Consider the following 25,468-nt stretch of genomic DNA (forward strand, 5'->3'; position numbering starts at 1 on the left):
ATGGACATGCTGAAGTCGAATCCAGAACGCATACGCAGCTTCTTTCAGGATAAGAGAGTCAAATATGCAGCTTAAAACTTCTAAAGGCCGGATCAATAGGTTACGTTTTTTTTAGCCACAAAAATAAATTGTTAGACGAAACTAATTCAATGCAAGAAACAATTAATAAACAAGCCGCTAAAGCGGAAGCAGTTATATTAACAAAAACAGGCTCTTTATTTGAAGATAATGTAGAGGACGGTAATTTTGTTTTACCCCCTAAATTAAGGCAGCAAAAAATGCCTAATACTGTGACCGCTGAATTCAAAAGTATTCCGCGAAGTATAGCGGAACTGGACGCAGACCAAGCAATTGAAGCTATAGGAAGAGATGTACCTAATGAATGGATCGCCCATCAATTAAAAAGTCCAAGTAGTGTTTTGAGTACTATTAAGAAGCAGTTATCACAATTACCTAAAAGTACTTCGATTACTCTAAAGAACGAGCTTTTTTCTCAATTTGCCCTTTATGAATATCAACGAGATACGCTTTCAAAAAACCGAGATTTACAATGGCAAGCATCGGAAGTCGCTGGCTGGAAAATTGGCATAGAACATTTCAAAAACCTGGCAACTTTACTAAATAATGAAGAATACAAGGCAATGCTGGGCGTTGAAAAAAACTCAATTTTTGCCAAGCAAATCACAAATATTCCACATCCCTATGATGATACAAGTGGGCCTTCTTCGGAAGTATTCGCTACGTTGCCAATACGACAATCCACGCACGGCTTAATCAAAACCGAACAAGAGCTTTTCCAGTATGTTGATCCAAGTACCGTCTTGCAAATTACTAACCTGTATAAAACCGGAGCGAGCCAGCAACTCGCCAATCAGGATGCTTATGAAAGTGGACAAATCACTGATGAAGAACGCATTCGGCTTGATGAGACAATTGCAGATCAAACGGAAGCACAGGTGAAAACGCTATTAACACCCGATCAAGCTAAAATTTTTGGTTTGGAATCCCTTTTTGAGGATAAAGGCAATCTTAATACGCAACCCAACCCATAGCGTTTACACCAAACTCCGCGTGACGGGGTATGTACCGTCACTCACGTTTTGCCGATGTTGACGTTTTTGAACCACGTCGAAACCCTACGGCAACATGCCTGTCTCTTTACCGCAATTTCACTAAAAAAGACGATCCTTCAGCCGGGCGGGGCATGTTGCCCCGCCCGTAGGCTTCACGTTGATTAAGCGCAGTCACGTCATTTAAGTTTTGTGAAAACGTTAGGAACGGGGTTTCAAACCCCATCCCGCGTGAGTGTAAACCGGATAGGCAAGGAAAATACCTTACTGGCTTCCTTTGTTTCTCAACACCGAATGAAATTACCAGGAAAAAATACTCGTCGTGTTATCGGGTTATCACCTGCTTTTCAGGTTTATCGTGACGACGGGCAGACGCTGCAAGGCTTAGTCACCTTGATATCGTCGATTAGATATTGTCCGGCATCACCGTTGTAAACTGACTCCCCAAGATGGAATAAGCCATCCAACTGGCGATAAGAATATAGCCCAAACGAGGAAGCCATTCGGCTAAAGCGTCATCCTGTAGGCCGATTGTTTCCGCTTCCAGTTTGGTAAAGTGCATTATGCCACTGGCGAGCTTGCCGCTTTGTTCGCTGCTACTCACAATTTGCAGCATTGTCGCATTAATTATTGGCACTTTTGCCAGCGTATCGGCAACACTAGCTCCTGAGGAAAGCGCCGATATTGCTGGGCTAAAGCTTGCTCTCAAACTGCTGTTTTTAATGGTAGCAACGGCTTTCGGTAAAGCAACAGCAAAAGCGATGTCGCTTTCTAACATCATCGCCAAAATAAAGAAGAATTCATTGAGTTGACGCTTTGTAAGCCAGTTGGCGACGACTGATATACGCAGTTGCAAATGATGCCAAGCTTTCTCAGCACCAAAGCCACATAAAATCCCAGGTAGTCGGATCAACAAAAATACACCAGATCCTATGACAATAAGCCGCCCCAAGCTCAGTTGTAAATAGTCAAATCCGCTTATTTTGGAGCCGATAAGGTCAGGTAATGGTTGCATGAACAGCGCGATAATCAGCACCAAAATGGGGAAATACAAGCGCGATTTAATTTTTTTAACTCGGCTGCTAAGCCCAGTGTAGTAATTGGCGAGTTGACCATAAACCTCAGCTAGCCGCCCACTGGTCTCACCAGCCTGAATAAGCATTGTATGGGTTTCATTAAAAATACCCGCCCTAAAACCCGCTTCGGAAATGGGGCGTCCGGCATATAATTGTCGGCGCATAGTTGATAGAGGCTTTTTTAACTTATCTTCTGATTGGATCAAAATATCAAACGCTTGGGAAGCTGGTAATCCAGAGGCTTCAAGCTGTTTTAGTTGGGTAAATAATCGTGCCAATTGTTCGAAGCTTATTGGGTGATTTGTTTTCGACATAGCGCTATTTTGCAAATTGTAGAAACCTCTTTACGCCATCTACGAAAAGCAACCGACATAAAATATTTGGCAAAGCTTCATTCTTTATTTTTTATTCGCTTCCTCCACTAATACTTTCAAATCCGCCAAACCTTGCTCAAACTGCCCACTAACCATCTTGTCGCAATTTATGATTAACCCCATGACTTTTGCGATGAAGTTGTTAGTTCCCGCCATAGTCCAGGTAACGATGGTGTGGTCTCCTTCAGGCTTGAAGGTAAACTCTGCCATGTTAGTGGCTTTCATCGGTTTTTGGAATTCCAGTTTGAATTGGATGAAATCACTAGGGCTACTTCCTGTAATGGTCATACTGCCTACGCCGACCTTATTGTTACCCGCCCAGCTCATCTTGGCACCAACACCTTCCGATGACCCTTCGAAGGAGTTTTTAGCTGTCGGGTCAAGTTTTGCCCACGGTGACCAGGCTTCCCACTTTTGCAAATTGTTGATGTATGGGAATATGACTGAGGCAGGAGCGGCTACTGTACCTGTTCGGGTTATACGAAAATTGGCTGGCTGCATTGCAGCGACAACAAGGGACAGCATAACAGCAAGCGCTATTAAAATTAAAATGATATTGATCATGAGATGTTTTCTCCTACTGTGAGTCAAGAAAATTATAAACCAATAAGGCAGTAAGTCCGTAGCAACTGACGGCATTAACACCCTAATGATCTCACGCTAGCTCCTTGGATTTTTGAGGGGCAACAAATTAATTAGGCTTTAGGCAACCGGATAAAACATATCGCATGGTCAATAATGTCATCATGACTGGAAATTGCAGAAAATGATTTTCAAAATTAAGCGTTATCAAAACGCAAACCATTATAAACCAAGGATCGACGGCACCAGAATCAACGATAGATTTCATACGCTGCAAACTATCGCGATCAATTTTGTTACGTTGCCCAATGAAAAATAAGGTAGCAAAAGCAATTATCAATGCGAAATAAACCGGAAAGAAAAAGAATATCGGCGAATCTTTGACGAACAGCGGTTTCCAGTAAGCAAACCAGGCTAGTAAGATGCTGCTGGAAAAAAGATCATAACCGATATTTTCAGGCACAAACTTAAAAAAACTGCCAATAATCGTAACAACAGCTATCGTTAAACCACCATAAATAAAGACAGGCGAGAGCAACACCGACTGCAACGGACTTCCGGTTTGCACAATAATTGCAAAAATAAGACAAAGCGCAACAAAAAATGGCATCGTGATTTATAGGGAATAAGTAAACTTAACAGGCTATCGTCAGAAGAAAGTTATCACGAATACCATCTAAGTAAAGAAAAATCGAACAGTGTAGAGCCAGTAATTGATAAAAAGAAGGCTACCACCTAAAAACGCTAACACTTTAGATATAACACAGCATATTTAAACCGAGAAAATCAATCCGTTAATCCTAATTCTGGAACGCCTGTAGCGTTATATCGTCGCGTTCTATCCGTACTGCTCATTTTCTCGGTGTAACCCGTACAGACAGCTCTCCGAATTGGTGCGTACTAAGAAACCAACGCACAAAATCAATGCGTCATGCTCGATTTAGCTGGCTTCCTTGCTGTGTAGAAAAACATTCATAACTCCTTGTAGGGAGTTCCCTAAAATGCCCATCTACCTCTGGGGGATATCTAAATATATGGATATAAATAATTGATTTTTAATAAATTATACCAAGCCTATCACAGAGGGGGAAAGTAGAGTTTTGAATTTTTAGAAGGTCCCTAAAACATGTATAAAAATAGCAATTATATTGAGCTAACAAAACTGGCACGTCGTTTGCTTTATCAATGTGAGCGCTCTATTTTTAAGCAATGTGTAACTACAGGGTTTAGCAAGCTGAGATTCGAGTTTTGCAAGCCTGTTATTTAACCTACGAGGACAATCAATGATACAAACTAATAACACAAAGGAAGCTCTGAGTAAGTTGATTCCATTCATGACTCGATCATTCGACAAAGCTCTCCTAGGCATAGCCGAAGGACTTAGGACTCACCACCACGAACAGCCCCAATACGTAACTATTCGTTCTGAGCCTGTTAAGGGTCTTAATCAAATACTTCCTAACATAAGCAAGCCCATGTCTGCACTTAGCCTTATTGTCGCAGCCATCGTGTTAATGATTGCTGCAAACGCTTCTAATGTAGAGGCTGCGGAAAAGCTGGAAAAAGAAAGCCTGAAATTTGGCTTTATCAAGCTGACTGATATGGCGCCTCTAGCCGTCGCTTTTGAAAAAGGGTTTTTCGAGGAAGAAGGGCTTTCAGTGCAGCTTGAAGCCCAAGCTAACTGGAAAGTGTTGTTGGACAGGGTGGTCGGCGGCGAACTCGACGGCGCTCATATGTTGGCACCTTTACCTTTAGGCACAGCAATAGGTTACGGTACTAAAGCGGATATTGTCAGTGCCTTTACTATGACGTTAAATGGCGATGCGATTACCGTTTCCAACGATGTTTGGAAGCAAATGAAGCCGCAAGTTCCCATGGAAGGCGGTAAACCGGTACACCCAATCAAAGCCGATGCCTTGAAACCCATATTGGAAAAATATAAGGCCGCAGGTAAGCCGTTCAATATGGCGATGACATTTCCGGTTGGCACCCACAATTTGAAATTGCGCTACTGGCTGGCAGCCGGAGGCATTAACCCTGGCTTTTATGAACCCCCTCAAGATACATCGGGTCAGATTAATGCCGAAGCTATGCTGTCAGTAACGCCCCCTCCACAAATGCCCTCGACGATGGATTCCGGCACGATTGTCGGCTACTGCGTGGGTGAGCCCTGGAATCAACAGGCGGTATTTAAAGGCATCGGTGTACCAGTTATCAGCGACTATGAATTGATGAAAAACAGTGCTGAGAAAATATTTGGGGTCACTAAAACCTGGGCAGAAAAAAACCCGAAAACCCATGTCGCCGTGGTTAAAGCCTTAATTCGCGCCTCCATGTGGCTAGATGCCGAAGGCAATAAAAACCGTAATGAAGGCGTAGAGATGTTGTCGCAAAAACAATACGTGGGGGCTGATTATGACGTGATCGCCAACAGCATGAACGGCACGTTTGAATACGAAAAAGGCGATAAACGTGACTTGCCTGACTTCAACGTGTTTGCTCGCTATAACGGCTCTTACCCTTATTACAGTGATGCAGTATGGTTTTTAACTCAAATGCGTCGCTGGGGCATGATTAACGAAGAAAAACCAGATTCCTGGTACATGGACATTGCCAAAAAAGTGTATCTCCCAAGCGTGTACATGACCGCAGCCAAGGCATTGATTGCTGAGGGAAAGGCTAAAGCCAGCGATTTTCCGGCAGAAAGCGAAAGCGGCTTCAAAGCCTCATCCAGTGACTTTATTGATGGCATTGCGTTTGACGGCACCAAACCGAATGACTACCTCAGCAAATTTACTATCGGCTTGAAGGGTAAGCAAAAAGTGGTTAGTGGCAAGATTGTGGATTAGTGGCCTGAATTGATGTAGTTAATCTTCAAATGGCTAATCTCTTTTTCCCTAGAGAGATGCTTACAAGGATGTAGGTAGTAGGTGGATATAAACAGTTTATTCTCCTCACCCAACCCTCTCCAGCAGGAAAGGAGAGGGGGCTTTCCTCACTTGATTCCAGTGGAGGAAAGTAATGTAAGAGGTAATCAAAGTTTTTGTTGTGCCAGTTGTAACCCACCTCGTGTAGACCGGATGTCGTGTTGGTGCAAGGACGCGCCTTTTTTAAAAGAGGTTGTGACGTAATTCAGTTTGTGTGAATAAGCATTCCCAGATTGGCCAAAGTTTTTGTTGTGTTTAGTTGTGCCCTCCTCGTGTGACCGGAATGGATTTCAATTTGGTGCAAGGACGCATCTTTTTTAAAGGACAGCAACGTAAGCACTAATCGAAGTATCGTAAATAGAAGGTGATAACCATGAGTAACCAACTCATCAAATTTTTCAACTTAACTGGGTTCACCTGGTTTGTTCCTTTTGTAAAAATAGCGGCAGGCGAAAACCCGGCACAACAAATCCGGCAATTGTTTTTGATAATGGGCGTACCCATTATTGCCATCCTGTTTTTTTTGGGGTTCTGGAGTTTTTCAGCAGCCAAGGTTAACACCAGCCTGGGTACCATACCTGGCCCAAGCGCCGTTTGGGACGAAGCGATGGGGCTATTAGATGAACATCGTGCCGAAAAAATCAAGAAAGCTGAGTTTTATGTACTCCAGGAAGCACGTATCGAAAAGGAAAAAGCGGAAAACCCAGATGCTGAAGTCAAAATCCGCCCCTACAACGGCAGCGCTACCTATATAGATAAAATCTGGACTAGTTTGTACACCGTGTTTACAGGCTTTGTATTAGCTTCGCTGGTAGCTGTGCCGCTTGGTCTTTTGTGTGGTATGAGTCCTGTTATCAATACGGCCATCAATCCGCTAATCCAGATATTTAAACCTGTCTCACCCCTCGCATGGTTGCCAATCATCACGCTCGTCGTGAGTGCGGCTTATGTCACTAACGACGAAAGTTGGTTTGAAAAATCGTTTCTTACCTCGGCGATTACCGTAACTTTATGCTCACTCTGGCCAACCCTTATCAATACGGCGGTTGGTGTCTCGTCCATTGATAAAGATTTGGTCAATGTTGGCAAAGTGCTACGCCTAAATTGGAGTACGCAAATCACCAAAATTATCATCCCATCCGCCATGCCTTACATATTTACCGGTATGCGTTTGTCACTGGGCGTGGGCTGGATGGTATTGATTGCTGCTGAAATGCTGGCTCAAAATCCTGGTTTGGGTAAATTCGTCTGGGATGAGTTCCAAAACGGCAGCTCAAATTCACTGGGTCGTATCATGGTAGCTGTGTTCACAATCGGCATCATCGGTTTTATTCTCGACCGTATCATGCAAACGCTGCAAAAAATATTTTCTTTTGGCAGAGAACTGTAACCAGGGGGCAATAATGAGCTTAGCCATTAACACAACTGAACCACCAGGAATCAACAAGTCCTCCACCGTTATCGCTTTCACAGGTAGCAACCCAAAAGCGCTTACGATGAACCAAACTGACACGTTGGCAGAGGTGCCTTTGCTGGAATTGAAAAACGTCTGTAAATCTTTTGGCGAAGGCAATAACAAAGCCCTGGTGCTGGACAATATTAACCTGCGTATCAAAAAAGGTGAATTCATCGCGATTGTGGGTTTTTCAGGTAGTGGAAAAACCACGCTGATTTCCGCCATTGCCGGCTTGATACAGGTTGATAGCGGTGAGATATTAAAGCAAAACAAGGCCATCAATGCGCCAGGCCCTGATCGCGGCGTGGTGTTCCAAAACTATTCTTTAATGCCTTGGCTAACGGTATTCGAAAACGTTGCACTAGCAGTTGATGAAATCTTTAAGGACTGGACTGCCACCCAACGCAAAGCTCATACCGAAAAATACGTGAAAATGGTTAATCTTGGTTCGGCAATGAACAAGAAACCCGCTGAATTATCAGGCGGAATGCGGCAACGGGTGAATGTTGCCAGAGCGCTGGCCGCTAACCCGGATATTTTACTTTTGGACGAGCCACTTAGTGCCTTAGATGCTTTAACTCGCGGAATGTTACAAGACGAAATTCTGCAAATTTGGGAACAGGAAAAGAAAACTGTCATATTAATAACCAACGATGTCGATGAAGCCATCTACATGGCGGATAGAGTGATTCCGCTTAATCCTGGCCCTAATGCCACACTTGGCCCAGATTTTATCGTAGATATCGAACGACCAAGGAACAGGACAGAATTAAACCATAACGAAGCTTTCAAAAAATGTCGTGCCGACATCACGCAATATTTGATGGCTATCGGCATGGAAAAAAACCTTACCGAAGGACAAAGCCAAACAGTCCTGCCTAATGTGCGACCCAATACCAGCAATGACTGGGCGTTGGATCGCTCTGCCCTGAAACCGGCTAAAGAAGATACCGGACGGCCTAATTACCGTTACCTGGAGTTCTCCCAAATCGCCAAAACCTATCCCACACCCGATGGCAACAGCACCGTAAAAGTGGTCGATGGCTTTGACCTGAGAGTAAAAAAAGGCGAATTCATTTCCATAATCGGCCATTCCGGCTGTGGCAAGTCAACCGTATTGTCCATGGCGGCTGGATTAAATTCGATTTCAGACGGTGCTATTTTCCTGGACAACCGCGAGGTAGATGGTGCAGGGCCAGACCGTGGCGTGGTGTTCCAAGCACCCAGCTTGTTTCCCTGGCTGACGGCGTTCGACAACGTCATGTTAGGGGTTGATAAGGTTTACCCTCACGCCACCCAAGCGGAACGGGAAGACATTGTCGAGTACTACCTGACCCGCGTTGGCTTGGGTGATTCACTGCGAAAAAAAGCTGGTGCGATGTCGAATGGGATGCGGCAACGGGTGGGGATTGCCCGTGCCTTCGCCTTATCGCCCAAGCTATTATTATTGGACGAACCGTTCGGGATGCTGGATTCGCTCACCCGTTGGGAATTGCAGGAAGTGCTTATGGAGGTATGGGAGCGTACCCATGTGACCGCGCTCATCGTGACCCATGATGTCGATGAGGCGATCTTGTTAGCGGATCGTGTCATCATGATGACCAACGGCCCACATGCCAAGATCGGCAAAATTGAGAATATCAACTTGCCTAGGCCACGCTCACGCAAAGCCTTATTGAGCCATCCTGATTATTACAAGTACCGGGAAAGCATTTTGCGGTTTTTGTCTGATTGTGAGCATACGCATTAATCGTCTTAAAAAATTAAATATCAAACTACTAAATGGCTTAACAGCCAAGGGGAATCTTCATGCCTGCGTTACGAAAAAAAATCCTTGCAACTTCATTATTGTCGTTCGCGTTTGCCAACCATCCGGCATCCGCAGTCGGTGTTACCCAGTCTGTCGAGGATGCGCTTAATTTTTACCATTATGGCAATAAGGGCGCAATCAAACTGGACTTAAATTACCGCTGGGAAAATGTTAACGAAGACAACAAGCGGGATATTGTTACGGGCCTGCCTTCAGCCAATCAGCCACAGACCGCTAACGGCAATACCTTACGGTTACGTGCGGGTTTGTTGTCCCCAGTCTTTTACGGTATCCAAGGCTATGCGGAATTTGAAGGCAACCTTGCCATGCAGGAAGATTTCAATAGCTTACGCAATGATAAGAAGGAATTTTCAGTGATCGCCGACCCGGAAAAAGCCGAGCTTAACCAATTGTGGGTCAGCTATGCCGGGATTCCCGATACGGTCATCAAGGGCGGTCGGCAACGGATAAAGCTGGATGACGACCGTTATATCGGCAACGTCGGCTGGCGACAAATGGAACATACCTTCGACTCGGTGCTTGTCACCCATACTAGCCAACAGTTATTCGGGCTGGTCGTTAATGCCGGTTATATAGGCAACGTGCAGACCATCACTTCGACCACCGAAAACATCAATGCACCCATCGTCAATGTGAATTACAAGGTTGGTGATTATGGCAATATTATCGGCTATGGCTACTGGCTGGATTACACCGAAAAAGAAAACTATGAAAAATCAAGCGCCACTTACGGTGTGCGTTTCACCAATTTTCAAAAACCCGGTGACACGCTTAAACTGAGCGATAACTTTGGTGTGGTTTACACTGCCGAATACGCTTATCAGGAAGATTACGGTCATGGGAAAGCTGATTATGCAGCCGATAGGTTCAACCTGATGGGGGGCTTAACAGCTTTTAATGTCACCGTTCAAGGCGCGATGGAACAACTCAACGGCTACGGTAAGGATAAGACGTTCGATACGCCACTAGGAACTAACCATGCTTTCCAAGGTTGGGCGGACTTATTTTTGAATACGCCTGCCAATGGTATCCGCGACGTATTCGGCACGGCGCATGTATTGCTTGACCGGGGCAATCTTGTCTTGACTGGTGTATTCCACGATTTCAGCGATGATACGGGCAATATCCATTATGGCGATGAATGGAATTTTCAGGCTTTATGGAAATTCGGTAAACATTATTCAATGTTAGCGAAATATGCCAACTACAATGCCGATAAGTTTGGCACCGATACCCAAAAAATATGGTTGCAAGGCAACATCAGTTTTTAGCATTTGCCTTATACATTTTCATAAGGAAATCTCTAAAAATTCAAAAAACTCCTTCTCCCTTTGGGAGAAGGTTGGGATGAGGGAATTTAAAATCAACCAGTTAAATCCTCAGCCTAGCCCTCTCCCAGAGGGAGAGGGGGGTTATTAGAGACTTCCATATAAGTGCTTGGGGAGCCTGAAGCCGCCTATTGAATTAGGAAAAGGTAATATTGGCGGGTTCTTGAAAATTATAGGTTGAGAGACAATTTGCAAAATAGTGTTGGCTAAGTTGAGCTAATCGCGCCTATGGTTGACGATTATTTTGCATAGGCTAAGCCTTCCCTATTGATGCCCCTTAGAAAACGCCAAAAAACTTGGCAACACAATTAGCACCAACGGTATTTGCACCATCAATCCAGACACAATAGCTATTGCCAACGGTTGTAGCATTTCTGAACCCGCACCGATACCCATTGCCAATGGCATTAATGCAAAAATTGCCGCCAACGTGGTCATAAAGATGGGACGCATCCGGTTGTTGCCAGCTAAAATCAGGCGCTGAAAACCGTTCACCGTATCAGGCAAATTTTCGTATTCAGAATAATAAAATATCGCGACCTCTGTCACGATTCCGATGACCATCGTCATGCCCATCATAGCGGTAATATTCAATTCGGTACTGGTTAACCATAGGCCAATAAACACCGCGGCTATGGCTAACAAGGTCGTTAGCATCATCGCCAACGCCACTTGAAACTGTTCATAAAGATAAAGCAACAAGACGAAAACCAGTGCGACGGCAGCAATGAAAACTGACAATAAGCCTTTAAAAGCGATCTGTTGTTGTTCATATAAACCACCCAACACATAATAAACCTCGCTCGGCAACATGCCCGGTTGATCTAGAGTTTTAACAATGTCAGCAACAGTAGAGCCCATGTCCCGGCCACTGATCCGCGCAGTCACCGCAACCATGCGTTTCAAGTTATCACGGCTGATTTGCGCTTGTCCCGTTTCGGCAGAGATTTCGGCGATGCGTTTTAGCGGTATTAAATGGCGGTCAGCAGCGCGAATGCGTAACTTTTCCAGCGCCTTAGTATTGGCGCGGTCGCTTTCAGGTATCCAAACACGAACATCAATCATTTTAACGGCTTCCTGGATTTGAGTAGGGATTGTGCCATTCAAATAATTATTTAACGCCAACTTAACTTCGTCCACCGTCAAGCCTTCCAGAGCGGCTTTATCGCGCAATACCCGAATATTCAAAGCATCACCTGCGGGAACCACGCCATTATTGATATCGACAACACCTTCTATTGTTTCCAATTCGTGGGCAATCTTTTCTGCCAGCTTCGCTAAAACTGCACCATCATCGGAATACAGTTTGATTTCTATAGGCTCCGGCACTGCGGTTAAATCACCGATCATATCTTCCATAAGCTTCGCCATTTCTATGTCCAATCCTGGCACTTTAATAAGCACCTGTTTTCGAACCGACACCATGACTTCATCAAGCCCCCTGCGCGGCAATGGCTTTAAACGTATAAAAAAATCACCTTCATTGGCCTCGGTAATATGTCCGCCTAAGCTTAATCCAGTGCGGCGTGAATAGGTTTCTACTTCGGGCGTGCTTTGTAAAATGGTTTCAACCTGCCGCAGCAAACGGTCAGTTTCTGAAACTGACGTGCCAGGCGAGGCACGGTAATCAAGAATAAATCCGCCTTCATCCATCGCCGGCATAAAACCGGAACCGATGTTTTGACTAGCCAAAAAACCGCCTAGCAATAAGGGCAATAAGGCGGCAGCTAGGAGCAGCGGACGGTATAATATTCGCTGCATAAAATCTTCATAATGACGATGAAACCAGCGCGTTAAAGCGCCTTGCCCTATTTGCTCCGTGTCCTTTTGATCGAGTGAATATGCAGCCAATAACGGTACAGCCCACCAAGCCACTAGAAAAGAAATCGCTAAAGCGGTAGCCATCGTCAGTGACAAGGCCTTAAAAAAACTGCCGCTTACTCCCGTCAAAAATGCCAAGGGGGCAAAGATGATAATGGTTGATGCTGAAGACCCTGCCAACGGTTTACTGAACTCGTTTGCTGCCAGGTGGATACGCTCCAGATAAGTGCCAGTTGCGTCGTGCATTCGGCGGATGATGTGTTCAATCATCACAATCGCATCGTCAATAATCAACGCCACTGCCGCGGCCATGCCGCCTAATGTCATAATGTTAAAACTTAAGCCCAAGACATAAAGCACAAATACGGTACCAGACAATGCCAGAGGTACGGTGACCGCTGCAATTAGAGTCACTTTGGTATTTCGTAAAAATACAAAAAGAGTTAGGATCGCCAACGATAAACCTATTAATAAGGCCTCCTTTACATTCGACGCAGATGCCACGATTAGATCGCTTTGGTCATACCATTTGGCGATTTTAATCCCTGCGGGTAATTTTTTTTGCAGGCGTTCTAACTGGTCTTGCGTGGCCTGTGCAATATCCACCGTACTGCTGCCCGGTTGCTGAATAATCTGAAACAACACAGCATCCTTACCATCTGCGGTAACACGCTGCCATTGCGGTACAGTTGCTTTTGCGACTTGCGCGACATCTTCCAGAAACACCAGGCCATTTTGCCCACTACGCAAAATGGTTTTTTCGATTTGCTCCTGGCTGGATAACTGGGTATTCGCCAGCATGAGATAGAGCTTATAGTCTTGCTCCAAGCGCCCAACGGCCTGAATGACATTGGCTGATGATAAGGCTTTCGCAATATCATCCAAACTTAAGCCAAACGAATTGAGCTTCGCTTGGTTGACGATGACTTGATATTCCGCCACCGCCCCGCCCAATACTTCGACAGTGGCAACCCCTGGAATCGACGACAACACCGGCCTGATTTGATATTGAGCGACATCCCTCAGTATAACCTGCGATTGTTTATCCGAAGTTAAACTGTAGCCCAGCACCGGAAACACGGTTGGTTCCATGCGCCGGACGGTAAAAGCCAGCGCTGTAGGTAAGGAGGAGCGGATTTGATTCAGCGCCGACTCCACTTGCAGCATGGCGGAGACCATATCCAGCCCCCAAACAAAGTTAATGGAAATATCCGCGCTGCCGCGACTGGTATTGGAGCGCACACTTATCACCCCAGGCACTGACCTCACCGCTTCTTCAACGGGCAAGGTAGCTTCAATCACCATGCGTTCCGCAGGTCGGTCACCGGCATCTAAATTGATGACGACCCTAGGGAAAATAACGTCAGGAAACAGACTGACCGGCGTGTTGAAAATACTAAAACAACCAGCAATGGCAAATAAGGCCAATGCAAACAAAATCGAGCGGCGGTGACGATAAGCCCATGTTGTCATTACGGCTTTGCCTCATGTTCAACCGCTACCGCCATCCCGTCTTCAAGCTCATAATTGCCCAACACGACGATGTCATCATTCTCCGTTAAATCATCGGCAATAATCTCAAATTGTTGGTCGTTTTCTAAACCGACTTGCACCTTATGTTTAACCGCGTGTCCATTTTTGATGGTAAATAAACTGTATGCCTTAGCTTCGGGCAAGACCGCTAGTCTAGGGGCGACTAAGGCATTAATTGATTTAACAATAATCTGTGCTTCAACAAAATCATTGATTAACAAAGTTTGGTTCGATTCAGGTCTCACAAACACGTTCAGCAATCGGGTTGTAGGATCAATTTGATGGGCGATGGTTTCTATGCGTCCCGTAACAGCCTGTGCGGCCGGTTTATTGACGGGCGTAATCAATACCTGCTGATTGATTTGCAAGTGCTCAAAATCTTCAGGTTCAACACCTAAGCGCACGACCCATTGGTTTTGGTCTACTAATTGTAACAATGGACTGCCGGGAGGAAGGATTTGCCCTTGGTGAACGCTGACTAAATGGATAATCCCCGCTTGCTCGGCTTTAATTTGCAAGTTTCGATTGATTCCCCTCCCTGTCAAATTATCAAGCATGACCTTGGCTTGTTCTGCGCGTAATTGCACTGCGACCCCTTCTTGTTCGGTTGCCAAGTTAAGGCGTATGCGTTCTTTCAGCAATTTTTGCTCTTGTACCGCAGCGTTCAACTCTTTACGCGCTTGTTCCATTTGTAAAGCCGCATCATCACCAGGCTTGAGCGTTAGCAATACGTCACCCAGTTGAACGAGTTGCCCTTCATTAACCAAAACTTTTTGGATAAGGCTGGTAAACGGTACTGTGATGGATTGCAATTTGTCCGGCCAAGGTAACACCGTGCCATAAGCAGTTAAGGTTTCGCTGATCCCTGATTTTTGCAGCTTTATGGTTCGAACCTGGGCAATGGGTTCTGGTGTGGTTTCCGGTTTTTCTTCTGAAGTATCCGGTGTGCAGCCGATAAGGCTAAGCGAACATAACACACTGACGACGATGGTTTTTAAGATAAATCTCATAATGTTCCTTGAGAAAATGGATAAATGTCGAAGGTCTCGAAGTCTTGTGCTTCTTTCTTTGCGACCTTCGTGGTAGAGCCTATATGATTCAACTTTTCGCCTTGTACCTTTAAGTCGTGCTTAAGGAATCTCTGATTAAGTCCTTCGACAAGCTCAGGACGAACGGTAAGGTGTTGATTCCGTTTGTGGTGGGCCCTTCGGCTACGCTCAGGAGAGCCTTGTCGAACCATAAATGGAATCAACTTGTTCAGAGATTCCTTAAATCTGATAAATCCCTGTCGCTATCTCCAAAGCGATACGCGCTTCGACTAGCTGGAGTTGTAATGACAGCAGTTCTATTTTTTTATCCGTCCAATTATTCCAGGCCGTGTAATAATTCAACACATTGACCTGCCTATCTTTGACCGCCAGCTTATAGGCGCTTACCAGGTTTTCCAGATCGGGTATCGCATGATTAATCGATTGAATTTGCTTATTTAAGGCGGTAATAGTCACCAACAGTTCGGAAATATCCGCGTTCGATTGAAACACCCGGTTGGTGTACTCATCAAACAATTGCTGCCGCGTCGCTTCCGCAAGGGCAATCTTCCCCTGATTCTGGTCAAATATGGGCAAGGTCACCGCCACGCCAGCGCCTACGGTGTAATAATCACTGTTATTCTTGGTCTGCGTAAACCCAATGCTAATGCTTGGAAATTGTTGCAACACCGCAATACGGACTTGCTCGTCCTGGTTTTTATAAGCCTGTTGCAATGCCATTAAGTCCAGTCGTCGGTTAGTCAAATCATGCGTTAGTTTGTCGTAGGCCGGCGCTACCCATTCGTAAGTTAACGCTATGTTTTGCTGTAACTTGATTGCTTCGTCTGGTTTAAGCCCTAAAGCCCTGTTTAGGCGTTGTTGTTGTTGTTGATTTTTTTGCTGCATGAGCGCTTGCAAGCGGACATCGATAACATTTTTAGCGCTGACAGCCGCGACGCGATCCAGCTCCGTAACCAACTTTTTATCCGCGGCCTCTTGTATCCGCGCCCGATTGCTTTCAAGACGCTGCAACATTTCTTTCAACAATTGTTGCTGTTTAGTGTAAGCCACCAGTTTGTAAACAGCCATTTTTGCCGCCAGCGCTATTTGCCATTCTTGCCAAGCGATTTGTAAGTCAACGGCTTGTTGTTCCGCTGCTGCCGCCGTTATTTTATTTGCTTGCGTGATGATCGAAGTGGCTTCCCAAGCCAGTCCTACACCATAACCAGTGACTTTACCCTGATCCAGCCCACCACTTAAGGCGGCAAAGTTATAGGATAAAATCGGGTTAGGCAGTAATCCCGCCTGTAGTAACTGCGCGTTGGCGATGCCATGACGATCCCTGGCCGCCCGTAACCCAGGATTACGTAACACCGCCAACACGCCTGCTTCATCCGGCGACAAGCCATCCTGAATATTAAACGCAATGGGCTTTAGCAAAGGGTGCTTGATTTGAGCCGCTTGAATACTAAGTTGCTCTGGGGTTGGCGTTTCGAGTTGTTGTTGAACAGCCAGTTCAGTGAGTGCTTTTGGTTTGTATTGGGTACAAGCGCTGGAGATGCAAGACGTGGCTATTAGCAGCAATTTGATTAGTTTATGCATCATAACAGCTATTATGTTTATCAATCAGAATCTCAATGGTTTATTGGCATCACAATGCCCGTAGTGTTGAGCTTAAAAAGCTTTTGCAATGATACTACTTACGCGCATGTGTGATAGTAGCATGAGATTTCTTACAATTCATGTATTTAACGGAACCGAAAACATCCGCCGAAATGAATTGTTAAGCTGTCGTCTCTTTGGGTATAGGCTTTTCTGCAATGATGGTATACGCGACAAACGCGACAAGCAGAATGGCGAGAATGGCAGATGACCTAATCGTGCCAAACCCCAAGCCACCTTTTGCTAGTGGCTTTGTGAGCAAGTCACCAAATGTCGCCCCGAATGGACGTGTCAGCACAAAAGCAAACCAGAACAACATGACCCGGTTCAGTCGCGTAGTGTAGTAAGCAATGGCGATAAGCCCAATGATTCCGCCAATGATGAGTGCGCCGCCAAGAAACCCCAAGCCAGAATCATCGGCTAAAAAGTCGCCCAAAGCCGTACCCAATGTGTTTGAGAATAATATCGCCACCCAATAGAACAGCTCTGCGTTGGTAGTTTGGATATTGCTAACGGAAAGTGACTTTTCGCTGATACGCCAAACAGCCAGGACTATTGCTAAGCAGGTTGCCAAAATCAATGAACCTTTTGCGTAGCCCAAGCCTAGTGTTCGATCCATAAAATCCGACATCGTTGTGCCAGCCGTACTGGTGGTAAGGATTACCGTCCAGTACAGCATGGGGTGAAATTTGTTCGACATCAGTTGCGCGGCAACTGAAACCAAGAATAACCCGATCAAAATAACGGAACTCAGGCCGTAGCCAACGTTCATGGTCATCGAAAGCAGATCACCTGCCGTTTCACCCAATGTGGTCGCACAGATCTTAATGATCCAGAAGGTGAGCGTGATTTGTGCGACTTTATTCATGGCTTCTCGTATTCAATGCCGTAGCTAAAAAGTTATTACGCTGGCTCGTAGTTTTATACACATTTCAATAGCTAGCTGAAACTGACAACTCAAACGAAATTTTTACGACGCGCCGCGAGCGGGTGATCCGAATAAGGTTCGTGTTCGTCTAAACCTACTAGCGTACATGTACCACCACTATGAGCATAGTCGTTGCTGAAGTCATGGATAAACTCCATCACTGTGTGGTCAATCAATTCCGCTTCAGACAAATCAAAAAAGATCGTTTTATGCTCTGGTAAATTAGCGGCTAGGCTTTTTAAACCCATGAAATTTGAAAACACTGCCGCACCACTGATTGCTACATGATAAGTATCTGCGTCAGTTTGCTTGACGTGGTAAGCCATCGTAAAAAGATTGCTTAACTTCACGCCACGGGCAATATGTATCAAGAGTTTCACAACAATTCCTATCAATACCCCAACCAACAGGTCGGTTGCCAAAATACCAACGATAGTCACCATAAACAAAACAAAATTATCTAATCCGATAGCCATTGTTTTAGCAAATTCTTTAGGTGAAGCTAAACGGAAACCGGTAAATACGAGCAATGCAGCAAGTGAAGCCAGTGGAATTTCGTGTATCAACGTTGGGAATAAAGCAACAAACACCAGCAAGAATGCACCGTGGAAAAAGTTAGCCCAGCCTGTCTTGGCACCGTTGTTTACATTCGCAGAACTACGGACGATTTCGGCAATCATCGGCAAACCGCCGATCATCCCAGAAATCATGTTGCCGATGCCGACGGCAGTTAAATCACGGTTTAGATTGGAACTGCGTTTGTAAGAATCCAACTTATCGACCGCCGATGCACTGAGTAAGCTTTCCAAGCTACCGACCAACCAGATAGCAATCACTGCTTCCCAAAATTCCAAGTCAGCAATTTTGCCAAAATCAGGCAGTGTAAATCCCGCCAAAAAATGTTCCGGTACCGAAACCAGGAATGCAGGGCCAATCGAAAACTCGTGGTGTGGCAAAAACTTTGTATCTGGCAAGAACATATAGTTATGGATATGATCCAGATCAAAATACCGCTCTAACGCCAAACCCATCAGTACGACCAACAAAGGCGCGGGAATCATTTTTAAGGTAGGATTTTTAATCAGCGACCAGATAATCAACAAAGCCAAGCCCGTTAGCCCGATAAAGGCAATTTCTGGGTTGAGTTCCATGATTGAATGTGGAATTTCTGCGATGACTCCTAGCAAAGTTTTAGCGGCTGGCTTCACGCCTAACAGGGTATGAATCTGTTTAGCCATAATAATGATGCCAATCGCTGCCAACATGCCATGGACAACGGATGATGGAAAAAATGCGCTGAGTTTTCCGGCTTTAAAAACACCTAATAAGGTTTGTAAAACGCTGGCTATAACGATTGCCGCCAAGGTATAGCGGTAGCCCGCCATCGCATCGCCTTGCCCTAAATCAGTCACAGCATCAACGATCACTACAATGAGGCCAGCCGCCGGGCCGTTAATCGTGACATAAGAACCGCTAATTCTTGAAACGACTAAGCCTCCGATAATGGCTGCAATAATGCCACCCATGGGAGGAAAACCGGATGCCATTGCAATTCCAAGACATAAAGGTAAGGCAATAAGAAACACCAAAAAACCGGACAGTAAATCACTGCGCCAGTTTTCGATAAGGCCGGGTATACCGGTTTTCGGTAAAGCTAAATTAATTGGGTTGGACATATTTACTCCTAAGAAACTTCAGTTTTCTATTATGACGATATGTAGAAAGCAATCTGTGTGCCAATCTATAAATAACATTGTCATCGCCTTATTTCCCTAGCAAGGAGTCGCTCTTCAGCCCTATTCGATTAAAGGTTCAACCTAAAAATGGTTTAAATGAACCTAAATAATTGGTGTATTTAAACCAATGCCCCGGTGGGAGATAAAAATTTTCGCTTCATATCAAATTAAATGCTTCTTGCAATGCACATGGCCTAACTTTTTGTGCCAACTCTTCTTGCCCATAAATCAAAGCGTAACGCCACAAATATCCTTTTTTAAACTCAAGAAAGGCTAGTAAAAACAAATATGGCATGACTAATGCTTAATTAACTTTAGAGAATTTAGTGTTTTCATTAATTTTTAGGTTTGGGTGACTCGCTAAACATAGCCACTCTGACCACAATACCGAGGTTAAAAGATAACGATATGCTTAATGAAATAGAGATAACCGTCCCATTGGTTAGTCATGGCTCTGCAATGCAAGCTAAGACTGTGTTTGATTTGGATAAGGCCATAGACCATATCGCACACTGGTTACCTGCCCAAGGCCCTATTAAAGATTTCATCCATCACAACACCTTACATGCTGTGCAGCATTTGCCTTTTCATGAAGGCGTGGCGTTGGCAGGAAAAATGTTCGGAGCGCGTAGCTACTTGCCGATGGCGCATTATCAAAAAATGTACCGTCAGGGGCGCATCAAGGATTTCGCGATAGGCTGGGCTTTAGGACGCACAGGATATTCAGGAAAACAACTGGAAACCATCAAGCAAACCTTGTTTGAGCAGGACAATCTCAGTCATTACTCCCCTGTTTCCCTCGCTAACCATGGTATACGCAATGCTTGGTTAATCCAGCTTGAGCTGGAACTCAACGTATTGGTGCATCCCATCTTGTTTCGTTTACTGGGCAATTTTTTGGATCAGGGTATCAGCCGTTGGACACTACCCAAAGAGGGAGAATGCTTTTGGGATTGCGTGATGCGGCTTGCCCAAAATAGCTTATTACCGCTCTATCCATTGCAAGAACCCATTGTCCGTGAACTATTAAGCAAAGAATCTGACCACGTTATCCAAATTTGCCTGGAAAAAATCGTAGGCGATAGTGAGCTTTATGAACAATACCTGTTGGAAATGTTATTGGCGCATCCAGGTTGGGCGGGTATGGTGCGGATTGTTGAGGAGAATCCTCGCTCCCTGCTTGATCCCCGCAAGATTTCCTTGAAGGAGCTGATAGCCGTGGAGCTGGTTTGTGAACTTGCGTTTCTGCATAAGAAAAAGGGTGTTGGTTTTTTAAGCGTTGCCAGCATTTCTTTGCCTAAAGGAACAACTTTGCTCAAGGATGGGCTGCCTAAACCAGAAGTACCTTTATATCTAAAGGTCTGGCATGAAGCGATGGAGTGGTCGTTGCACACCGAATTGCTGGCTGCCCTAAAGCCTCAAGGAATCACCACACCAAGTGCCAAAGTTAGGCCTTACGTGCAAGCATTCTTTTGTATTGATGATCGGGAATGTTCGTTACGGCGTTATCTGGAACAAATTGACTCCGGCATTGAAACCTTTGGGGCGGCTGGATTTTTTGGCATCGATTTTCTTTATCAAGGCTTGGACGATGCGTATCCAGTCGCGCAATGTCCGGTGATTATCACGCCCAAGCATTTGATTAGAGAAGTTGGGCAAGAAGCTAAACCAGAAGGTGAATCTAAAGCGGATGCCATTTCCCATTTGCATTTCAAATCGCATTCGGTATTACGGGGTTGGTTGTATACCCAAACCTTGGGGCTAGGTTACGCTGCACGAATGGCATGGGATGTGTTTCGTCCTGGTTCAAAATTGCCTAAGCTCAAGATGCTAAGCGAAGTCGATTCCCATACCCAGCTCCATTTGCTTAGGGAAAATGATACGCCAACAGAAGACGGGTATCTTTTAGGATTTTCTTATTCGGAAATGGCGGATAAAGTCGGCGGACTGCTGACCAATATTGGCTTGACCAATCATTTTTCGCCCTTGGTCGTCATCGTCGCGCATGGCTCCAGCAGTGTCAACAATCCGCACTTTGCTGCGTATGACTGCGGCGCTTGTTCCGGCAAGCCGGGTGCGCCTAACGCACGCGCATTCGCGTGGATGGCGAATAATGAAGAGGTGAGAAAAATCCTGTACGGACGTGGCATTGATATTCCTGGCGGAACTCGCTTTGTCGCCGCCCTGCACAATACCAGCCGCGATGAAATAACGTATTTCGATAATCACTTACTGGAACAAAATCCAGCAGAAGGCTTGTCCGATTTCCAAAAGACCATGGAAACTGCTTTACAACGTAATGCACACGAACGTTGCCGCTGGTTTGAATTAGCACCAAAGTCTAACAGCGTTAACAAAGCGCATGACCATGTGACAGCAAGGGCTACATCCATATTCGAGCCACGTCCCGAGTATAACCATTCCAATAACCTGTACTGCATTGTCGGCAGAAGAAAACTGACCAGCGATTTGTTTATGGACAGACGCGCTTTTCTACATTCTTACGATCCAGATAAAGATGCCGCTGGTAATATCATGGTAAGAATCCTGTCTGCAATTATCCCCGTGTGTGGCGGCATTAACCTTGAATACCTGTTCTCATGTATAGACAATTCTGTTTACGGAGCAGGTACTAAACTGCCGCACAATGTAATCGGTTTGTTGGGTGTCGCTAACGGTGTCGAAGGCGATTTGCGTACTGGCTTACCGCAACAAATGATTGAAGTGCATGAACCTGCAAGGTTGCTGATCGTCGCCGAACAAACCTGCGCCATTCTGGATAAGGCTTTGGCAAATATCGGAGACCTTAAAGAATGGCTAGATAACGACTGGGTGCGTTTGGTGTCCTGCCACCCCATAACCAAGGAACAGTTTTTGTACAACGATGGCCTGTGGGAATCTATCAATCTGCCCGCTGACCTTAAGACTCCAACCGCAGTCCGATCAGAAGACATTTTCGTCGGTCAAACGGAGACTATTCCTGTCCATCAACTTATTAGGAGCCACTCATGAATGGATTAATGTTAGCCAGCTTGCTGCTGCCTTTGCTGGGCTTTTTGTTGATTTTCTTGTCCCCCAATAAGGAAAAGAAAATAGCGGCGATCAGCTTCTGGTGCAGCCATGCAATGGGCGTTGCGATTGTTTCCCTGGTTGTTTTGTGGGTAAAAAATGATTTTCCCAACCACGAATTTGAATGGTTTACGCTGTATGCTGCCGATGACTACAAGTTCCCCATCTTGCTCTACTTTGATCGGATTAGTGCTGTTTACCTTGGCTGTGTCTGGGCGATATTTTCCATCATCGTCAAGTATTGCCTTGTGTATTTACACCGTGAAAGCGGTTACAAACGGTTTTTCCTGACGATTTTCAGTTTCGTGTTCGGCTTGAATCTGGTAATTTTATCGGGTTCGATAGACATCCTGTTTGCCGGTTGGGAAATTGTCGGCATGTCTTCGTTCCTGTTGATTGCCTTCTACCGGCATCGCGTCCAACCTGTACGTAATTCGCTAAGGGCTTATACCGTGTACCGATTTTGCGATATTGGCTTGCTATTGGGTTCTTGGATGAGTCATCTGTTATTCCACGAAAGCCAGCATTTCAGCCAATTGGCCAACCTGTTTAATCATGCTTCATTTCCACCTGCAGGTTACGGTTCGCTGTTATTGCTATCGACTTTGATTATTATTGGGGCATCAGGCAAATCGGCGCAATTCCCTTTTTGCTTTTGGTTGCCTAGGGCGATGGAAGGACCAACGCCGTCCAGTGCCATCTTTTACGGGGCGTTGTCGGTGCATTTGGGCGTGTTTTTATTGTTAAGGACCGACCCGATTTGGTCTTACCATTATTTGACCCGGTTTCTCGTATTCATGATCGGTTTGCTCACCGTGGTTATCGCCAGTGTGTCGGAAAAAACGCAGTCAAATATTAAGGGCCAAATCGCTTATGCTTCGATTACCCAAGTAGGCTTTATGTTTATCGAACTTTCTTTGGGTCTAGATACCTTAGTGCTTGTGCATTTTCTGGGTAACGCATTCTTGCGCTGCTATCAACTCCTGGTTTCCCCGTCCATTGTCGCCCATTTACTGAGGCTGGAAGGTTCCGCTGATACGGATTTCTATATCAATAGTAAAGCTAAATTTTCTTTTTTACCTGTGTCAATACGGAACACCTTACCGGAAGTCTTGCAGAACACACTATATGTTTTCTCCTTACAGGAAGGCAATCTGGAACTTGTGATACGCGCTTTGGTGTGGGAGCCTTTAAAACGAATGGGTGTAGCAATAAACAACACCAATCCTTGGGTAAAAGCACTGTTTGGGTTGGCTGGCGCCATGCTAATCCTGTTTGCCTTTGAAGGTGTTGGCGTTGACAGAAAGTATTTGTCTATCCCAATAGCTGTCGGCATGGTATTCGCCTCACTCAGTGCATTCGGACAACAAAACAAACCTGTTAGTGTTTGGAATGCAATCACTTTAAGCTCCATTCTGGCGGGAATCGCAGTACTCTTTATAAATCCCTTAGCTAAACTGGATGTCGCAATATTTTTAAGCGGCATCATCCCCGCCTGGTTATTGGGGATAATCGTTTTGCATAAGTTGCTCAAAAATCAAGATCCTTCGGAGTCGCTATTCACCTATCAGGCAATGGCGGAAACTCAGCCCAGGTTATCATTGTTATTATTTATAAGTTTCCTTTGTTTGGTTGGCTTCCCGATTTCTCCGGCATTTTTGGGTGAAGATCTGTTACTTTCGCATGCTACTAGTCATGATCCGTGGTTTGCCTTGCCTATCACCATTGCTTTCATCATCAATGGTATTGCCGGTGCCCGTGTATTTCAACGGTTGTGCATGGGTAGGCCTACTGAGATATGCACAGAACATAGAATTATCACTAATGAAATCAAACAATCGTTTAAAGAAACACAGCCTCACACTATCCAGGGAAGGAACTAGCCTATTTCAAATAGGAAACAGTGTACGAACTATCAACCTATAAATAAGACAATAAATATGATTAAGAAAAAAATGAAAGCATTGGCGATGGCAGCGGCTACTATGTGTTCTGTCAGCATGTTAACACCTGCTTTAGCGGTGGACGCTTTAGTGGCCAACGACGATATAACTCAGGATGCAGGCAGTTGGGCACAAATGGTTGGTGAAGGAAGCTTAGGCTTTATTAATTCAAAGCTATCAAAAGGCCGAGTTTGGATAGAGGGACAAGCCCGCATTAATGACAACTGGGATCATTTCTATCAGGGCATGGTGCGTACTGCGGTGGGTTATTCGCTCAGTGACCGAGCTACAATTTGGGCGGGTTATACCTGGTTACCGACACAAAATCTGGGTAAGCATTATGTTAACCAGCAAGATGTCTGGCCGGCGTTCCGCTATGTTTTGCCAACTGACATCGGAACTTTTAGTTTTAGGACGATGATCGAAAGCAACTTCATCCAAGGCAGCGATGTGCGTTTTCGTCCACGCCAGATGATTCGCTTCATGCACCCGATGGAGTTCGAGCCGCGCCTAAGTTTGATTGCTTGGGATGAGTTTTTCATACGCGTTAATTCCACCAAAGTCGGTGGCCAGTCAGGTGTCGACCAAAACCGTGCATTTGCTGGCCTTGGCTGGACTTTCAATAAAAACTTTCGGGCTGAAGCAGGGTATATGAATCAGTATCTGGACGATGCAACACACACGAATAACACCATGCGCCATTTAATTATGGGTTCGGTGTTTATCAACTTTTAACCTGTCCTGTCACTGGATAACGTGGCAGCATTTGACTTTTCTGATTGCCAAAGCTGATATTCCGATTTTTAGCAGGAATTGACCTAATCTATAGATTCGGTCTTGTGAAGTTTGAATTATTTCTGAATTAAAGCCATGCGCATCAATATATTCAATTAGCTTGACTTAAAACTTTAAAAGGCCGGAGCAATAACGAATTATAGGTCAAAAATTTTCCTGATTAGCAAGATGCTTCAGCCAAACGCTGGGTAGCCCCTTCTCCCTTCGGGAGAAGGTTGGGATGAGGGGATCTAAAAAGCAAAAAGCCTTATTGAACCCCTCACCCTAGCCCTCTCCCCGTGGGAGAGGGGATCAGTTCTTTTTAGCTGA

17 protein-coding genes are annotated in these 25,468 nt (G+C 45.2%); 9 read left to right on the forward strand and 8 right to left on the reverse strand.

The features are described from left to right. The first annotated feature begins 149 nt into the window (after positions 1–149). Entirely contained in the window at positions 150–1,052 is a 903-nt protein-coding gene (locus tag ABL924_RS09695; protein WP_349026889.1) for a hypothetical protein, read from the forward strand. Positions 1,053–1,262: 210 nt separating this feature from the next. Then, positions 1,263–1,505, forward strand: a complete 243-nt coding sequence (locus tag ABL924_RS09700) for a hypothetical protein (protein WP_349026890.1) — start codon at positions 1,263–1,265, stop codon at positions 1,503–1,505. Here ABL924_RS09700 and ABL924_RS09705 read toward each other — a convergent pair. The 3 genes from ABL924_RS09705 to ABL924_RS09715 all read right to left on the reverse strand — a co-directional run bounded on the left by ABL924_RS09705 (position 1,477) and on the right by ABL924_RS09715 (position 3,712). Next, the gene (locus ABL924_RS09705; protein WP_349026891.1) at positions 1,477–2,460 is read right to left on the reverse strand and encodes a type II secretion system F family protein; all 984 of its coding nucleotides are present in this window, start codon (positions 2,458–2,460) and stop codon (positions 1,477–1,479) included. The genes ABL924_RS09700 and ABL924_RS09705 overlap by 29 nt on opposite strands. An 84-nt stretch (positions 2,461–2,544) precedes the next feature. Continuing rightward, positions 2,545–3,084 (reverse strand): SRPBCC family protein, encoded by a 540-nt coding sequence (locus ABL924_RS09710; protein ID WP_349026892.1) that lies wholly within the window; start codon positions 3,082–3,084, stop codon positions 2,545–2,547. A 127-nt stretch (positions 3,085–3,211) separates the two neighbouring features. Then, complete coding sequence (locus ABL924_RS09715) at positions 3,212–3,712, reverse strand: hypothetical protein (protein WP_349026893.1); 501 nt, start codon at positions 3,710–3,712, stop codon at positions 3,212–3,214. Positions 3,713–4,616: 904 nt separating this feature from the next. On the opposite strand from ABL924_RS09715, the gene ABL924_RS09720 reads away from it, so the two are divergent. The 4 genes from ABL924_RS09720 to ABL924_RS09735 all read left to right on the forward strand — a co-directional run bounded on the left by ABL924_RS09720 (position 4,617) and on the right by ABL924_RS09735 (position 10,587). After that, positions 4,617–5,951: a CmpA/NrtA family ABC transporter substrate-binding protein gene (locus ABL924_RS09720; protein ID WP_349026910.1), complete on the forward strand. Its 1,335-nt coding sequence runs from the start codon at positions 4,617–4,619 to the stop codon at positions 5,949–5,951. A gap of 451 nt (positions 5,952–6,402) precedes the next feature. Continuing rightward, positions 6,403–7,419 carry an ABC transporter permease gene (locus tag ABL924_RS09725; protein WP_349026894.1) on the forward strand — a complete coding sequence of 339 codons (1,017 nt, stop codon included), beginning with the start codon at positions 6,403–6,405 and terminating at the stop codon, positions 7,417–7,419. Positions 7,420–7,525: 106 nt separating this feature from the next. Then, positions 7,526–9,235: an ABC transporter ATP-binding protein gene (locus tag ABL924_RS09730; RefSeq protein ID WP_349026911.1), complete on the forward strand. Its 1,710-nt coding sequence runs from the start codon at positions 7,526–7,528 to the stop codon at positions 9,233–9,235. A 59-nt stretch (positions 9,236–9,294) separates the two neighbouring features. Beyond that, positions 9,295–10,587: an alginate export family protein gene (locus ABL924_RS09735; protein WP_349026895.1), complete on the forward strand. Its 1,293-nt coding sequence runs from the start codon at positions 9,295–9,297 to the stop codon at positions 10,585–10,587. Between the two features lie 321 nt (positions 10,588–10,908). Here the strand turns inward: ABL924_RS09735 and ABL924_RS09740 are convergent, their stop codons facing one another. The 5 genes from ABL924_RS09740 to ABL924_RS09760 all read right to left on the reverse strand — a co-directional run bounded on the left by ABL924_RS09740 (position 10,909) and on the right by ABL924_RS09760 (position 19,292). Further along, on the reverse strand, positions 10,909–13,938 hold the full coding sequence (locus tag ABL924_RS09740; protein ID WP_349026896.1) for an efflux RND transporter permease subunit: 3,030 nt from the start codon (positions 13,936–13,938) through the stop codon (positions 10,909–10,911). Beyond that, positions 13,938–15,008, reverse strand: coding sequence for an efflux RND transporter periplasmic adaptor subunit (locus ABL924_RS09745; protein WP_349026897.1), 1,071 nt, complete (start codon positions 15,006–15,008; stop codon positions 13,938–13,940). Before ABL924_RS09745 ends, ABL924_RS09740 begins: the two co-directional genes overlap by 1 nt. Before the next feature lie 258 nt (positions 15,009–15,266). Further along, positions 15,267–16,631 (reverse strand): TolC family protein, encoded by a 1,365-nt coding sequence (locus ABL924_RS09750; RefSeq protein WP_349026898.1) that lies wholly within the window; start codon positions 16,629–16,631, stop codon positions 15,267–15,269. A 178-nt stretch (positions 16,632–16,809) separates the two neighbouring features. Next, complete coding sequence (locus ABL924_RS09755) at positions 16,810–17,556, reverse strand: hypothetical protein (RefSeq protein ID WP_349026899.1); 747 nt, start codon at positions 17,554–17,556, stop codon at positions 16,810–16,812. Positions 17,557–17,645: 89 nt separating this feature from the next. Then, a complete protein-coding gene (locus ABL924_RS09760) occupies positions 17,646–19,292 on the reverse strand; it encodes a SulP family inorganic anion transporter (protein WP_349026900.1) in 1,647 nt (548 codons plus the stop codon). A gap of 468 nt (positions 19,293–19,760) precedes the next feature. Between ABL924_RS09760 and ABL924_RS09765 the strand changes: the two genes are divergently transcribed. From ABL924_RS09765 to ABL924_RS09775, 3 genes are read left to right on the forward strand one after another with little or no spacing between them, the layout of a single operon-like run. After that, a complete protein-coding gene (locus ABL924_RS09765; RefSeq protein ID WP_349026901.1) occupies positions 19,761–22,364 on the forward strand; it encodes a DUF2309 domain-containing protein in 2,604 nt (867 codons plus the stop codon). Then, positions 22,361–24,304, forward strand: coding sequence for a proton-conducting transporter membrane subunit (locus tag ABL924_RS09770; RefSeq protein WP_349026902.1), 1,944 nt, complete (start codon positions 22,361–22,363; stop codon positions 24,302–24,304). Before ABL924_RS09765 ends, ABL924_RS09770 begins: the two co-directional genes overlap by 4 nt. 57 nt (positions 24,305–24,361) lie before the next feature. Further along, positions 24,362–25,099, forward strand: a complete 738-nt coding sequence (locus tag ABL924_RS09775; RefSeq protein WP_349026903.1) for a DUF2490 domain-containing protein — start codon at positions 24,362–24,364, stop codon at positions 25,097–25,099. The last annotated feature ends 369 nt before the right edge of the window (positions 25,100–25,468 follow it).

The organism is Methyloglobulus sp. (assembly GCF_040079455.1).
In the GTDB taxonomy this organism is placed as follows: Bacteria; Pseudomonadota; Gammaproteobacteria; order Methylococcales; family Methylomonadaceae; genus Methyloglobulus.

Bases quoted from the DNA above. Each gene is read 5' to 3' on its own strand.
- ABL924_RS09760 (WP_349026900.1), bottom strand. From the start codon at position 19,292: ATGTCCAACCCAATTAATTTAGCTTTACCGAAAACCGGTATACCCGGC.
- ABL924_RS09775 (WP_349026903.1), top strand. From the start codon at position 24,362: ATGATTAAGAAAAAAATGAAAGCATTGGCGATGGCAGCGGCTACTATG.
- ABL924_RS09735 (WP_349026895.1), top strand. From the start codon at position 9,295: ATGCCTGCGTTACGAAAAAAAATCCTTGCAACTTCATTATTGTCGTTC.
- ABL924_RS09725 (WP_349026894.1), top strand. From the start codon at position 6,403: ATGAGTAACCAACTCATCAAATTTTTCAACTTAACTGGGTTCACCTGG.
- ABL924_RS09705 (WP_349026891.1), bottom strand. From the start codon at position 2,460: ATGTCGAAAACAAATCACCCAATAAGCTTCGAACAATTGGCACGATTA.
- ABL924_RS09715 (WP_349026893.1), bottom strand. From the start codon at position 3,712: ATGCCATTTTTTGTTGCGCTTTGTCTTATTTTTGCAATTATTGTGCAA.
- ABL924_RS09770 (WP_349026902.1), top strand. From the start codon at position 22,361: ATGAATGGATTAATGTTAGCCAGCTTGCTGCTGCCTTTGCTGGGCTTT.
- ABL924_RS09695 (WP_349026889.1), top strand. From the start codon at position 150: ATGCAAGAAACAATTAATAAACAAGCCGCTAAAGCGGAAGCAGTTATA.
- ABL924_RS09710 (WP_349026892.1), bottom strand. From the start codon at position 3,084: ATGATCAATATCATTTTAATTTTAATAGCGCTTGCTGTTATGCTGTCC.
- ABL924_RS09740 (WP_349026896.1), bottom strand. From the start codon at position 13,938: ATGACAACATGGGCTTATCGTCACCGCCGCTCGATTTTGTTTGCATTG.
- ABL924_RS09720 (WP_349026910.1), top strand. From the start codon at position 4,617: ATGATTGCTGCAAACGCTTCTAATGTAGAGGCTGCGGAAAAGCTGGAA.
- ABL924_RS09745 (WP_349026897.1), bottom strand. From the start codon at position 15,008: ATGAGATTTATCTTAAAAACCATCGTCGTCAGTGTGTTATGTTCGCTT.
- ABL924_RS09730 (WP_349026911.1), top strand. From the start codon at position 7,526: ATGAACCAAACTGACACGTTGGCAGAGGTGCCTTTGCTGGAATTGAAA.
- ABL924_RS09750 (WP_349026898.1), bottom strand. From the start codon at position 16,631: ATGATGCATAAACTAATCAAATTGCTGCTAATAGCCACGTCTTGCATC.
- ABL924_RS09755 (WP_349026899.1), bottom strand. From the start codon at position 17,556: ATGAATAAAGTCGCACAAATCACGCTCACCTTCTGGATCATTAAGATC.
- ABL924_RS09765 (WP_349026901.1), top strand. From the start codon at position 19,761: ATGCTTAATGAAATAGAGATAACCGTCCCATTGGTTAGTCATGGCTCT.